The sequence below is a fragment of the Actinacidiphila yeochonensis CN732 genome, from assembly GCF_000745345.1.
GTDB classification, from domain to species: Bacteria; Actinomycetota; Actinomycetes; order Streptomycetales; family Streptomycetaceae; genus Actinacidiphila; species Actinacidiphila yeochonensis.
Genome location: NZ_JQNR01000004.1, coordinates 1,241,993 through 1,255,493, shown reverse-complemented (window position 1 = coordinate 1,255,493; position 13,501 = coordinate 1,241,993). Strand labels below are relative to the sequence as shown.

The following is a 13,501-nucleotide window of genomic DNA, read 5'->3' as shown; positions in this document are numbered from 1 at the left end:
GGCGGGCGGCGGGGACGGGGCGGGCCGGGGACGGGCCGGGGCGGCCGGGGCGGCGGGACGGCCGGGGCAGGGACGGGCCGGGGGCAGGGGGAAGGCCGGGGCGTTCGGCGAGTCGGGCGGACTTCGACCGGGTGGGGCATGCACCGGGGCCGTACGGGGCACGTGGTCGTTCATGACGCAGATCGGCCTCCCTGACAGTGTTCGCGCCTGCCTGTTCGACCTGGACGGGGTGCTCACACCCACGGCGGAGATCCACGCCGCCGCGTGGAAGGAGATGTTCGACTCCTTCCTGCGCGACCTGAACGGCGACGGCTTCCAGCCGTTCGACCCGGTCGCGGACTACGACACGTACGTCGACGGCCGGCCCCGGGCCGACGGGGTGCGGACCTTCCTCTCCTCGCGGAACATCGAGCTGCCCGAGGGCGAGGACGACGACCCGCCCACCGAGCGGACCGTGCACGGCCTCGGCAACCGCAAGAACGAGCTGGTCCTGAGGAAGATCCGCGAGGAGGGCGTGCGGCCGTACCCCGGGTCGGTGCGCTACCTGGAGGCGGTGCGGGCGGCGGGCCTGCGCACCGCCGTGGTGTCGTCGTCGGCGAACTGCCGGGACGTGCTGGTCTCGGCGGGCATCGAGCACCTGCTGGAGGTGCGGGTGGACGGGCTGGTCGCCACCGAGCGCGGCCTGCGCGGCAAGCCGAAACCGGACACCTTCCTGACGGCGGCCGAGGAGCTGGGCGTGGGCGCCGGCCAGGCGGCCGTCTTCGAGGACGCGCTGGTGGGGATGGACGCCGGGCGTGAGGGCAGCTTCGGCTACGTGGTGGGCGTGGACCGGGTCGGGCAGGCCGCCGAGCTGCGCCGGCACGGCGCGGACACCGTGGTGGCGGACCTGGCGGAGCTGATCAGGGAGGGCGCGTGATCACCGACCCGGCGTACGAGGTGGCGCCCTGGTCGCTGCGGGAGCGCGAGCTCGACTTCGATCTGCTGCCGCAGAGCGAGTCCGTGTTCGCGCTGTCCAACGGCCACATCGGATGGCGCGGCAACCTCGACGAGGGCGAACCGAACGGGCTGCCCGGCTCCTACCTCAACGGCGTGCACGAACTGCACCCGCTGCCCTACGCGGAGGCCGTCTACGGCGACCCGGAGTCGGGGCAGACCGTCATCAACGTCACCAACGGCAAGCTGATCCGGCTGCTGGTGGACGACGAGCCGTTCGACCTGCGCTACGGCACCATCCGCTCCCACGTGCGGGAGCTGGACATGCGGGCCGGGGTGCTGCGCCGGGAGTGCGTGTGGGAGTCGCCGGCCGGGCGGACGGTGCGGGTGCGCTCCACCCGCATGGTGTCGTTCCGGCAGCGGGCGGTGGCGGCGATCGCCTACGAGGTGGAGCCGCTGGACGACCAGGTGCGGGTGGTGATCCAGTCGGAGCTGGCGGCCAACGAGGAGATCCCGCGCACCACCGGCGACCCGCGGGTGGCCGCGGCGCTGGAGTCGCCGCTGGTCTCCGAGGAGACCTTCGCGGGCGGCACCCGGCTGGGCCTGATCCACTCGACCACCCGCTCCGGGCTGCGGGTGGCCACCGCCGCCGACCACCGGGTGGACGGGCCGCGGACCACCACCCAGCTGTCGTCGGAGTCCGGTCCGGACGTGAGCCGGCTGACGGTCACCTCGGTGCTGGACAAGGGCGAGCGGCTGCGGCTGGAGAAGTTCGTGGCGTACGGCTGGTCGGCGGCGCGGTCGCTGCCGGCGCTGCGCGACCAGGCCGACGCGGCGCTGGTGGGCGCCCGCGACACCGGTTGGCAGGGGCTGCTGGACCAGCAGCGTGCCTACCTGGACCGGTTCTGGGAGCGGGCGGACGTGGAGGTCGACGGCGACACCGAGATCCAGCAGGCGGTGCGGTTCGCGCTCTTCCACGTCCTGCAGTCGGCCGCGCGTGCGGAGGAGCGGGCGATCCCGGCGAAGGGCCTGACCGGGTCGGGCTACGACGGCCACTCCTTCTGGGACGCGGAGACGGTGGTGCTGCCGCTGCTGACGTTCACCGCCCCGCACACCGCCGCGGAGGTGCTGCGCTGGCGGCACAACATGCTGCCGGTCGCCCGGGAGCGGGCCAGGCAGCTGGGCTTCGAGGGCGCGGCGTTCCCGTGGCGGACCATCAACGGCGACGAGGCGTCCGGCTACTGGCCCGCCGGCACCGCGGCCTTCCACGTCAACGCCGACATCGCCGACGCCGTGGTGCGGTACGTGGCGGCCACCGGCGACACCGCGTTCGAGGCCGACACCGGTCTTGAGCTGCTGGTGGAGACGGCCCGGCTGTGGCGGTCGCTGGGCCACCACGACCACGCCGGGGCGTTCCACATCGACGGGGTGACCGGCCCGGACGAGTACAGCGCGGTCAGCGACGACAACCTGTACACCAACCTGATGGCGCAGGCGAACCTGGTGGCGGCGGCGGACGCGGCCGAGCGGCATCCGCGGCACGCGGAGCAGCTGGGCGTGACCGACGAGGAGACCGCGGCCTGGCGGGACGCGGCGGCGGCGACGGCGCTGCCGTGGGACGAGGACCTGGGGGTCCACCAGCAGTCGGCCGGCTTCACCCGGCACCAGCGCTGGGACTTCGAGGCCACCGACCCGGAGAACTACCCGCTGCTGCTGCACTACCCGTACTTCGACCTGTACCGCAAGCAGGTGGTCAAGCAGGCCGACCTGGTGCTGGCGATGTTCCTGCGCGGGGACGCCTTCACCGACGAGCAGAAGGCCCGCAACTTCGCGTACTACGAGCCGCTGACGGTGCGTGACTCGTCGCTGTCGGCGTACTGCCAGTCGGTGATCGCCGCGGAGGTGGGCCACCTCCAGCTGGCCTACGACTACCTCGGCGAGTCGGCGATGATGGACCTGGAGGACCTGGAGAACAACGCGCGCGACGGGCTGCACATCGCCGCGCTGGCCGGGACGTGGTCGGCGCTGGTGTCGGGCCTGGGCGGCATGCGGCTCTTCGACGGGGACGCGATCCGGTTCGCGCCCAGGCTGCCGGACGCGCTGAGCCGGGTGGCGTTCCGGCTGATGTTCCGTGGACGGCGGCTGCTGGTGGAGATCCGCCGCACGGAGGCGACCTACACCCTGGCCGAGGGCGAGCCGATCGAGATCGTGCACTACGGCGAGGCGTTCACCCTCGGCCACCAGCCGGTGGTGCGGAAGCTGGCGCCGGTCTCGCACCGGGAGCCGCCGCACCAGCCGCCGGACCGGGCACCGCGGCGGCGGGCGCAGCCGTCGTCGGCCCTGCCGCCCCGCTGACGCCCGAGCCCGGACGGTCGCACGGCGGGGGTAGGGCTCTGCCCCCGCCGCGGGCCGACGCGCGGTGGCACCGCCGGGCGGTGGCGCTCACAGCCAGCCGCGGCGCTTGAAGAGCCGGTACAGCACCGTCACGGCGGTGATCATCAGGCCGATGACGGCCGGATAGCCCCACGTCTGGTGCAGCTCGGGCATGTGGTCGAAGTTCATGCCGTAGATGCCGGCGATGAGCGTGGGTACCGCGGCCATCGCCGCCCAGGCGGAGATCTTGCGCATGTCGTCGTTCTGCCGCACCCCCACCTGTGTCAGGTGCGCGGTGAGGATGTCCGACAGCAGCCGGTCCAGGCCGTCCCCTCCGTCGGCGACCCGGCTGAGGTGGTCGGCGACGTCGCGGAAGAACGGCCGGGTCCCCCGGTCGACGTACGGCACCTCGCCCGCGGCCAGCTGGCCCAGCGGCTCGGCGAGCGGTCCGCTGCACCGGCGGAACTCCAGAACCTGGCGCTTGAAGGCGTAGATGGTGGCGGCCGTCCCCGTCGCGGTGCCGCCGGACGGGTCGAAGACGCGCTCCTCCAGTTCCTCCAGGTCGAGCTGGAGTTCGGCGGCGATGTCGAGGTAGGCGTCGACGACGCTGTCGCAGATCGCGTACAGCACGCTGGCCGGGCCGTGCCGCAGTACCGCCGGGTCCTTCTCCAGGCGGGCCCGTACCTGCCCGGCCACGGCGGCCCGACCGTGGCGGACGGTCACCACGAATCCCTCGCCGAGGAAGACCATCAGCTCGCTCGGGGTCACCGTGCCGGCGTCGTCGTCGTAGTCCAGCGGCCTGACAACGGCGAACAGCGACTCCTGGTAGACCTCCAGTTTCGGCCGCTGGTGGGCCTTGAGAGCGTCCTCCACGGCGAGCGGGTGCAGCCCGAAGGCCGCCGACACCCGGTCGAACTCCTCCGGCGTCGGGTCGTGCACGCCCACCCACACGAACGCTTCGCCGGCCGCCCGGGCCGCCGCGAGCGCCTCTTCGAGGTCGTCGGGCGTACGGGTGCGGCGGCCGTCCCGGTAGAGGGCGCAGTCGACGATCACACCAGCTCCCTTCCTCGTCCTGTCCTCTCCCTCACCCGCCTACCCGGAATTCCGCACCAGCGGCCTCTTCGGCTCCCTCCCGTCCGGCTCCCGGCCGCGGAAACCCCGGTGCGGGTGGGCGGGGCGGCCCCTAGGGTCCGGGCATGGACTGGCACGCGTGGCACGAGGCATACGACAGGCCGGATTCGGCGCTGTCGCGGCGGCTGGGCACGGTCGTCGGGCACATCACGGCAGCCCTGGACGCGGCGCCGCCGGGACCGGTGCGGGTGGTGAGCGTGTGCGCGGGGCAGGGGCTGGACCTGTTCGGCGCCCTGGACGGCCACCCGCGCGCCGCCGACGTGCGGGCCCGGCTGGTGGAGCTCGACCCGCGCAACACGGCGGCGGCCCGGGCGGCGGCCGCCGGGCTGGGGCTGACGGGTGTCGAGGTGGTCACCGGTGACGCCTCGCTCACCGACGCCTACGCCGGCGCGGTCCCGGCCGACGTGGTGCTGGTGGTGGGCGTCCTCGGCAACATCGGCGACGCCGACATCGAGCGCACGGTGCGGCTGCTCCCGGGGCTGTGCGCGCCGGGCGCGACCGTGGTCTGGAGCCGGCACCGCAAGGCGCCCGACGCCTTCCCCCGCATCCGGGGCCTGCTCGCGCGGGAGGGGTTCAGCGAGGTGTGGAGCTCCCCCGACGGCGAGCGGCAGGGCCTGGCCGTGCACCGCTACGACGGCCCCGCCCGGCCGCTGCCGCCGGGGACGGCGATGTTCACCTTCGTGGGCTACGACGTGCTGGCCGGCGCGGACGTGACCGGCGGCTGACCGGCGGCGCGCGGTGTCCCTGCCGGGTGCGGCCCACGGCCCGGTGCCCGCCGCCGGGCGCGCCGGGGGGTGGACGTGTGGCCGCCGGGGCAGACTGGGCGGATGGCGAGCGGCAGGAGGAGCGCGGGCATCGTGGTGTTCCGGCGGGCGGCGGGGCCGGACGGCGGCCTGGAGGTGCTGCTGGGGCACATGGGCGGCCCGTTCTGGGCGCACAGGGACGCCGGGGCCTGGTCGGTGGTGAAGGGCGAGGTCGAGGCCGGCGAGGAGGACGAGGCGGCGGCCCGGCGGGAGTTCACCGAGGAGCTGGGCCTGCCGGTGCCGGACGGCCCGCTGGTGCCGCTGGGCGAGGTACGGCAGTCCGGCGGCAAGGTGGTGGCGGCCTGGGCTGTGGAGGCCGACCTGGACCCGGCCGGGGCGGTCTTCGGCACGTTCACCATGGAGTGGCCGCGCGGGTCGGGGACGCTGCGGGAGTTCCCGGAGCTGGACCGGATCGCCTGGCTGCCGTTGGCGGCGGCCCGGGAGAAGGTCGTCGCCGGGCAGCGGCCGCTGCTGGACCGCCTCGCCGAGGCCCGGCCCACGCCGCCCCGGGGTCGGCGGTAGCCCGCTCCCGCCGGAGTGCGCGCGGCTCTTCCGGACGGGCTCATCCGATCGGACCGAGTGCCCGTGAGCGCCGCAGCCGTGGCGGCGGAGCCACCGCCCGGCCCGCCGTGGCACGCGGGCCCGCTCCGCGCCCCGCGCCCGGAGCCGGGCGGGCGGGCGGGAGCCGGGAGGCCGGGAGCCGGGCGGGAGCGCGCCCCGGGGCGTCTCGGAGGAGCGTCAGGCCGGAATCATCCAGCTTCCCCAGTAGTACGTCCTTCCCGTGCTGTAGTCCCAGTTGAACTGGCTCGCGGTCTCGTAGGCGGGGTCGTCGGGATCCAGTTGCGACGTCTGGTAGTAGTCTCCCGGCGAGGAGTACGTGAGGCAGTCCTGCCACTGGTACCAGCCCGTGGCGAGGTAGATGTCACGCTCACTCGTTCCGGACTCCAGACCGGACAGCCTCCAGGCATACCAGTCCGCCGCCAGGTAGATGTGCCTGTTGATGCAGCTCCTGGCGTCGGGCGTGGGCCGGCTCGCGATGTACTGGTTTCGCGCGTTGTACACCGTGTCGTACGCCGATGCCGAGGTGGTCGTCAGTGCCACGACGGCGGCGGTGGCACTCCCGACGAGTGCGAGCGCCGACTTCTTCTTCACTTTGCCCCCGGGATGGATTTACGGGGCCGGATCACGCGCCCCTGGTCGGTCGTATCCGGTGCACCGCGACGGTCGCCGCCGCGAGGCTGTCACGCGACGACGGCCGCGCTTCTCCGTACAGGCCTGATCCCTTGCCGGAAGCGGCCGCCCGACGTCGTGTACCGGTGCCCGCAGACTAGGCCGGGTCCCGGTCCCGCCGCCTTGGCCCAGGGTGTTCGGTCTCTTGTCGCAGAGTGCGGGCGGGCCGCGTGCCGGCTCCGGGGTCCGGCCGCGGACCGACGACGAACATGCCTCGGCCCGGCCGCCGGAGCGGCCGGGCCGAGAAGGTGGCGCGACGTCAGGCGCGGGTGCGGCCGGGGCGCCTGCGCGTCCAGGCGTAGCCGCCGCCCGCCGCGGCGAGCACCACCACGGCGGCAGATCCGCCGCCGACCTCGGCGGCGGACAGGCCGGTCCGGTCGGTGTGCGGGGCGCCGCCGGCCAGCGCGGGCCGGCCGGGCACGGCGGAGCCGTGGCCCGGCGTGGTGCCGTGGCCGGAGGTGGCGCCGTGGCCGGAGGTGGAGCCGTGGCCGTCGCCGCTGCTGCCGGAGCCGCCGCTCTGGCTGCCGCTCGTCGTGGCCTTGCCCGCCGCGATCTGCTGGGGCACGGTCAGTGCCACGGAGCCGTCGGAGGCGAGCAGCACCTTCCGCTGCTGCGGGTGGGCGAAGTCGAACATGCCCTCGATGGAGCCGGCGGTGGTGTCGAAGGAGGAGTCGCCGATCCGGCCCGTCGACCAGTTGTCCTCGATGAACCTCAGAACCGAGGACTGCTGCACCTTGGTGTGGTCGATGTAGTTGCTCTTACTGAACGGCGAGACCACCAGCAGGGGCAGTCGCGGCCCCGGACCGCACCGGTCGAGGTAGCCGCCGGCCGCGGCCGGTCCCGAGGTGCACATGGCGGTGTCGCCGCCGGACGCGGTGTCGGTGGAGCCGTTGGTGACGGGCGCGGCCACCTGGTCGTACCAGCCGTCGGAGTCGTCGTAGTCGATGACCACGGCGGTGCTGGCCCACTGCGGGGACTTCTCGACGGCGTTGATCTCGCTGGTGATGAAGTGCTGCTCGTCCAGCGGGTCGGAGTAGCCGGCGTGGCCGTCCTGGTACTCGGGGGCCTTGAGGAAGGACACCGCCGGGAGGTTGCCCGCGGACAGCGCGGTGCTGAAGTCGCTCAGGTCGTACTGGTGGTTGGCCTGGTCCTGGTGGCCGATCATCGCGGTGGAGGTCGGCGGCAGGTGGTGCGGGTTGGCCGTCGACTCGTAGTACTGGAACGGCTCGTGGTGCGGCGAGTAGTCGACGGAGGACTGGCCTCCGACGTTGGCGTGCGTGGCGCCGCACACGGCGTTCCCGCCGCTGGTGGAGGTGGGCTTGAAGCCGCCCTGGAACCAGCCCCAGGTGACCTTCTTCGAGTTGAGCAGGTCACCGATGTTGGTGCCCTGGACCCCGGTGACCAGGCTGGTGGCGGTGTGGTTGTTGTCGGAGCAGTCGTCGTAGGCGGGGTCGGAGTCGCCGTAGACGGTGCCGACGCCGGTGGCCGGGTCGGGGCTGCGCACGGTGCTGGAGGCACTGGCCGCCACCTGCTTGCCGGTGGTGGGGTCGATGGAGATCCCACCGTGGGTCTGCCCGGAGACCACGTTGAGCGCGCCGGGCGTGGAGGGCCCGTAGACGTCGTCGAAGTTGTTGTCGCTCATGGCGTAGTTCTGAGCGTAGTTCCACATGGCCGTGACGGTGTTGCCGTCGTAGTAGTCCATGGTCAGCCCGGGGCTGCCGTACAGCCCGGAGCACTTGTCGCTGGAGGTGCTCTGGACGAACTTGTCCGACGTGCCGCCGTCGTACGCCTGCTGCTCGGGGTTGTACGAGTGGTTCTGGTCGCAGGTGAGCGCCTGCGCGGGGCCGAGCCGGCGCGGCTGGTACTGGTTGGGGTTCTTCGCCAGCAGCGCGGAGTTGTCGCTCAGCAGGTTGGTGGGGGTCGCGGTGCCGGCGGCGGCGGTGAAGTGCGTGCCGTCGGTGTTGGCTGCCTTGGGGTAGGTGCCGAAGTAGTGGTCGAAGGAGACGTTCTCGTCGAAGAGGACGACCACGTGCTTGATCGGGGTGGTGGTGGCCGCAGCCGGCTCCGCGGCCGAGGCGGTGCCGCCCGGGGCGATCGCGGTGACCGCGGCCGCGGTCAGGGCGGCGGCGGCGAGCGCGGGGCCAGGCGCCGCCGGCCGGGGCGCCGGTCGCGTCGGGTGGCTGGGGAGCCTGCGGAACGCATGGGGTTCTCCGTGTGGTGCGGTCGGGGGGCCATCAGGACACGTCCACGGTGCCGTTGGTGGTCGCGGTGTGCGTCCCGTCGGAGATCCGGACGGTGACGCGGTAGGTGCCGCGGCGGGCGTAGGTGTGGGTGCCGAAGGCCGAGTAGCGGCCGGTGTCGTCCAGGGCGAGGACGGTGGCGGCGCCGGTGTGGTGGTCGCCCCAGTCGACGCTGACGCGGTACCCGCCCGGCGCGGTCGCCGTGCCGCCGGACAGGTCGGCGAGGTCGGCCGCGAAGGCGGTGCCGCTGCCGGCCGGCAGCGCGGAGGAGGCGGTCAGCGCGGTGGCGGCCACCGGCGCGGTGCCGACCGCGAAGACGTGCATGACGCCCTGGTCGGTGTCGGTCGGCAGGGTGACGCTGGCGATCGACTTCCAGCTGTCGAGGGCCTCCGGCGCGGTGCCGTAGATGTTGGCCGCCGTGTTGTCCTGGGTGCCGTTGGCGTTGTTCCGGTGGGCGGTGGTCAGCACGGTGGTGTTCGCGCCGGCGGGCAGGTTCGGCGAGGTCCAGTCGTTGAGGTCGATCGCCACCACCTGGTGCGTGCCGTCGGTGTAGTTGACGGAGGCGGTGCCGGCCGCGGGGCCGTTGGTGGCGGCGCCGAGGAAGGAGATCGCGCCGGCGCGCTGCCCGCGCATGTCCACGGTCTGGCCGTGCGGCACCCAGTTGTCGGGCGCGCCGGCGGCGGTGTCCGGCCAGGTGTAGGTGACGGAACTGCCCGGGAGGGAGACGGTGGAGCCGCCCTTGGGCAGCAGGCCGGCCTGGTAGGAGTTGTTGGACACGTCGAAGCTGGCGAGGTCGCCCTCACCGGCGGGGCTGGCGCCCACGTTGTTGTAGGAGTCCGAGCCGGTGCTGAAGGAGGGCGGCGCGTCCTTCGCGCCGGTGCCCCAGGTGCCGGGCTTGGACGCCATGGTGAATTCCAGGGTGCCGCCGTGCTGCGCGAAGGACTCCGGCAGCCAGGTGGCCGTGGTCGCCCTGCCGTTCACCCGCAGGCCGGTGACGTACTTGGCGCTGTCGCTCTGCTGGGGCGCCTTGATGGCGTAGTGCCGGCCGGTGCCGGAGCTGGTGATCTGCACGGAGGTGAACGCCGGTCCGGAGACGGCAAGTTCGGAGCGGCCGTAGACGGCCGGGAAGACGCCGAGCGAGGACCACACGTACCAGGCGGACAGGGCGCCGAGGTCGTCGTTGCCGTAGAGGCCGTCAGGGGTGTTGGAGGTCCACAGCGCGTCCCGGATCTCCTGGTTGACCTCCGCGGTGCGGTCCGGGCGGCCGATCCAGTCGTACAGCTCCGGGTCCTGCGAGTCGATCTCGTTGGACATGTAGGCGTAGGGGCTGTTGGAGCCCGGGTTGACGCTGCCGGGGCCACCGGGAGCGAAGTTGGCGAAGAACGCGTCCAACTGGGCCTCGGCCTGGGCGGTTCCGCCCTTCTTGGCGACGAGTCCGGCGATGTCCTGCGGCACCATCCAGCCGTACTGGGCGCCGCTGGCCTCGGAGAACTGGCCGGTGTTGGCGGTCAGCGACACGCCGCGGTCGAAGCCGTTCTTGTTCCGCGGGGCCAGTGCGTTCTGGCCCGGGTCGAAGAGGTCCTGCCAGCTCTGGGCGCGCCCCATGAAGGTGTCGTAGGCGGCGGAGTCGCCTTCGCTCTGCGCGAGTTGGGCGATGCCGAAGTCGTCGACGGCGTACTCCAGCGAGGTGGAGGTGGGCCACTGCACGCCGGCGCTGTCGGGTTCGAAGCCGAGCGCGGCGTACTGGTAGAAGCCGGCCCGGTGGTTGGCGGCGGGAACGCCGCCGGACGGGGCGCCGGGCGCGTCGTTGGCGACCAGGGTCTGGGCGCTCTTGAGCGCGGCGAGCGCGCCGGCCCGGTCGTAGTCGGTGCCCCCGAAGGCGTCCAGGGAGGCCAGCACCGAGTCGAGCGAGTCGCCGTCCATCTTGTTCTGGCCGGCGTTGAGCATCGGCCAGTTGTACACGCCGACCTGGGTGGCCATGTCGGTGATGGACTGGTCGATGTCGGAGGCGCGGTCGGGGAAGAGCAGCCCGATCAGCTGCGCCTCGTCGCGGTAGACGTCCCAGCCGGAGTACGTGGTGTACTCGTGGTGGCCGGGCCGTACGGTGTGCACCTTCTTGTCGTACCCCTCGTACTCCCCGTTGACGTCGTCGAAGACGTTGGGGTGCAGCAACGAGTGGTAGAGGGCGGTGTAGAAGGTGGTCAGCTGCTCCTCGCGGGCCGCGACGGTCGGCTTGCCGCTGGTGACGGCGACCTGCCGCAGCGTGTCCCGCCAGGTGCCGTGGGCCTGGTCGCGCAGGGTGTCGAAGCTCTTCGTGCCGGCCTCGGCCGCGAGGTTCTGGGCGGCGTCCGCGTCGGAGACGTAGGACAGGCCGATCCGCGCGGTGACCTTCGAGCCGGGCGCGAACCCGACGAAGGCGCCGGTGCCGTCCGCCGCGGTCGAGGAGGCGGAGACGTCGGTGGCCGCGCCGAGGTCGGGGACGGCGCTCATCGCGCCGTCCTGCCAGGTGCCGGCCGAGGTGAAGGGCTGGTCGAACTTCGCGTGGAAGTACGCGGTGTAGTTGTAGGCCGTGCCCTGCTTGCAGGTGGCCTGGACCGTGGTGCTGCCCTCGATGACATCGTTGCCGAGCACCCGGACGGTCGAGTCCGAACTGCCGTTGAGCGAGCCGGCGGTGTCGAAGAGCAGGGTGCCGGAGGAGCCGGCGGACGGGAAGGTGAAGCGGCCGTCGGCGGTGCGCGTGGTGGCCGTCAGCTCGCTGGTGACGCCGTTGCCGAGGGTCACCTTGTAGGAGCCCGGGCTCGCGCTCTCCTGGTCGTGGCTGAAGTCCGCGTAGTACGGCTTGATGCCGGCCGCCGGGTTGCTCGGCAGCACTCCGTCCGCCAGCTGACCGGTGTACGGGAAGATCGGGAAGTCCTCGGCTCCGTTGTGCCCGGCGCAGCCGGTGCCGGAGATCCGGTTGAGGGAGAAGCCGCGGATCTGGTCGGCGTCGTACTCGTAACCGCCCTGGTTGGTGTACGAACCGCCCTTGGTGTTGTACGTGTTCGGGTTGAAGTTCACCATCCCGAACGGCGTGGTGGCGCCGGGCGTGGTGTCGCCGTAGGCGCTCTCGGTGCCGTTGGCGGACGCGTTGTCCTGGGTACCGACGAAGAGGTCGACATCGGAGGTCGGGTCGCCGGGCGGGGCGGTCTGGGCGGCCTGGGCGGGTACGGCGGTCAGGCCACCGGACAGGAGCGCGGCGAGCAGCAGCCCGCCCGCCCCTTTCCGCCAGGTTCGCCGCCTGCTGGGGGCGCTGGGCATGCCGGCCTTCCTCTCTCGAACACTGTGCGGAGCAAGCGGAACGTCGGTATCCGATCTTGGCAGGGCGACAGTTCGGTGAACAGCCGTGGCTTACCGGCCGAACTCGCCCCGCACGCCCGGGGGGCGGAGCGGGACAAGGCAGGACGAGGCGGGACGAGGCGGGGCGTGCGCCGGCGGGGTGGGACGCGGTGGTGCCGTCAGCGCTCGGCGGCCAGATGCGGGAAGCGGAACTCGGTGCGGGAGCGGAACTCCTCCCCCGGCCGCAGCACCGTGCTGGGGTACTCGGGGTGGTTGGGGGCGTCGGGGAAGTGCTGGGTCTCCAGGCAGACCGCCGCGTACCGCCCGTAGGGTTCGGCGGCCGGACCGGTGAGCGAACCGTCGAGGGAGTTGCCGGTGTAGACCTGGATGCCGGGTTCGGTGGTCCAGACCTCCATCGCCCGACCGCTGCCGGGGTCGGCGAGCCGGGCGGCGCGGCGCAGCCCGGCGGGGCCGGGGGTGAGCACGAAGCAGTGGTCGTAGCCGCCGGCGTCGGCGAGCTGCCGGTGGTCCTCGGCGATGCGCCCGCCGATCGGGCGGGGCTCCCGGAAGTCGAACGGGCCGCCGGCGGTGGCCTCGGGCGGCCCGGACGGGATGGCCTCGGCGTCGACCGGGAGGTAGCTGTCGGCGTCCAGGGCGAGGGTGTGGCCGAGGATGTCGCCGCGGCCGGCGAGGTTGAAGTAGGCGTGGTTGGTGAGGTTGACGACGGTGGGCCGGTCGGTGCGGGCGCGGTAGTCGACGGCCAGGGTGCCGTGCCGGTCCAGGCTGTAGACGACGGTGGCGTCGAGTGCGCCGGGGAAGCCCATGTCGCCGTCGGGGCTGTGCAGTTCGAGCCGGAGCGCTGCCAGGTCGGGGCCGTTGGCGGCGTCGGGGGCGGCCTCCCACACCCGCCGGTTGAAGCCGTCGGGGCCGCCGTGCAGGGCGTGGCCCCGGTCGGCGGCGGGCACCTGGTGGGCGCGGCCGTCGAGCGTGAAGCGGCCCTGGGCGACGCGGTTGGCGTAGCGGCCCACGAGGGCGCCGAGGTAGGGCTGTTCGGCGGTGTACCCGTCGAGGCCGTGCAGGCTGAGCACGACGTCTCCGACGGCGCCCGAGGGGTCGGGCACCCGCAGCCGGTGCAGGGTCCCGCCGTAGCTGAGGACCTCGGCGCTCACCCCGGCTGCGGAGTCGAGCCGCCAGCGGCGCACCGGTCTGCCGTCGGGGGCGGTACCGAACGGCGAGCCGGAAAGGGTGGCACGGGACGGGTTCATCCTCGACATCCTCGGACGTGTCGTGGGCGGCAGGGGCTTGGCGCTCGGCGGGTGCGGCGTCGTTCGGTGGCGTGGTTCGGTGGCGTGGGGCGTTGGCGTGGGGCGTTGGCGTGCGGCGTCGCGCGGACGCGGGTCGTACGGGGAGGGCGGCGCGGGCCGGGCGGGGAGGCCGCGGTCACCGCGGCTCAGGGGTCCGGGCCGGGTGTTCGCG

General features: G+C 73.3%; 9 protein-coding genes. 4 read left to right on the top strand and 5 right to left on the bottom strand.

Annotation, left to right across the window (positions count from 1 at the left end; genetic code table 11):
* Positions 1 to 172 precede the first annotated feature (172 nt).
* Both BS72_RS11810 and BS72_RS11805 read left to right on the top strand, forming a co-directional pair.
* Complete coding sequence (locus BS72_RS11810) at positions 173 to 916, top strand: HAD family hydrolase (RefSeq protein WP_037909221.1); 744 nt, start codon at positions 173 to 175, stop codon at positions 914 to 916.
* Positions 913 to 3,288, top strand: a complete 2,376-nt coding sequence (locus BS72_RS11805) for a glycoside hydrolase family 65 protein (RefSeq protein WP_037909219.1) — start codon at positions 913 to 915, stop codon at positions 3,286 to 3,288. The genes BS72_RS11810 and BS72_RS11805 overlap by 4 nt, the downstream gene beginning before the upstream one ends.
* A gap of 87 nt (positions 3,289 to 3,375) precedes the next feature.
* On the opposite strand, the gene corA is transcribed toward BS72_RS11805, so the two are convergent.
* Positions 3,376 to 4,359 carry a magnesium/cobalt transporter CorA gene (corA, locus tag BS72_RS11800; RefSeq protein WP_037909217.1) on the bottom strand — a complete coding sequence of 328 codons (984 nt, stop codon included), beginning with the start codon at positions 4,357 to 4,359 and terminating at the stop codon, positions 3,376 to 3,378.
* Between the two features lie 143 nt (positions 4,360 to 4,502).
* Here corA and BS72_RS11795 point away from each other — a divergent pair, with 143 nt between their 5' ends.
* Both BS72_RS11795 and BS72_RS11790 read left to right on the top strand, forming a co-directional pair.
* Entirely contained in the window at positions 4,503 to 5,162 is a 660-nt protein-coding gene (locus tag BS72_RS11795) for a hypothetical protein (RefSeq protein ID WP_037909215.1), read from the top strand.
* Between the two features lie 102 nt (positions 5,163 to 5,264).
* Positions 5,265 to 5,762, top strand: coding sequence for an NUDIX domain-containing protein (locus tag BS72_RS11790; RefSeq protein ID WP_037909211.1), 498 nt, complete (start codon positions 5,265 to 5,267; stop codon positions 5,760 to 5,762).
* A gap of 216 nt (positions 5,763 to 5,978) precedes the next feature.
* Here the strand turns inward: BS72_RS11790 and BS72_RS11785 are convergent, their stop codons facing one another.
* The 4 genes from BS72_RS11785 to BS72_RS11770 form a co-directional block, all read right to left on the bottom strand.
* Positions 5,979 to 6,302: a hypothetical protein gene (locus tag BS72_RS11785; protein ID WP_157856204.1), complete on the bottom strand. Its 324-nt coding sequence runs from the start codon at positions 6,300 to 6,302 to the stop codon at positions 5,979 to 5,981.
* Between the two features lie 427 nt (positions 6,303 to 6,729).
* Positions 6,730 to 8,589: a phospholipase C gene (locus tag BS72_RS11780; protein WP_051950954.1), complete on the bottom strand. Its 1,860-nt coding sequence runs from the start codon at positions 8,587 to 8,589 to the stop codon at positions 6,730 to 6,732.
* A 115-nt stretch (positions 8,590 to 8,704) separates the two neighbouring features.
* A complete protein-coding gene (locus BS72_RS11775) occupies positions 8,705 to 12,007 on the bottom strand; it encodes a GH92 family glycosyl hydrolase (RefSeq protein WP_051950953.1) in 3,303 nt (1,100 codons plus the stop codon).
* A gap of 197 nt (positions 12,008 to 12,204) precedes the next feature.
* Complete coding sequence (locus tag BS72_RS11770) at positions 12,205 to 13,290, bottom strand: aldose epimerase family protein (protein WP_037909207.1); 1,086 nt, start codon at positions 13,288 to 13,290, stop codon at positions 12,205 to 12,207.
* Positions 13,291 to 13,501: the final 211 nt, after the last annotated feature.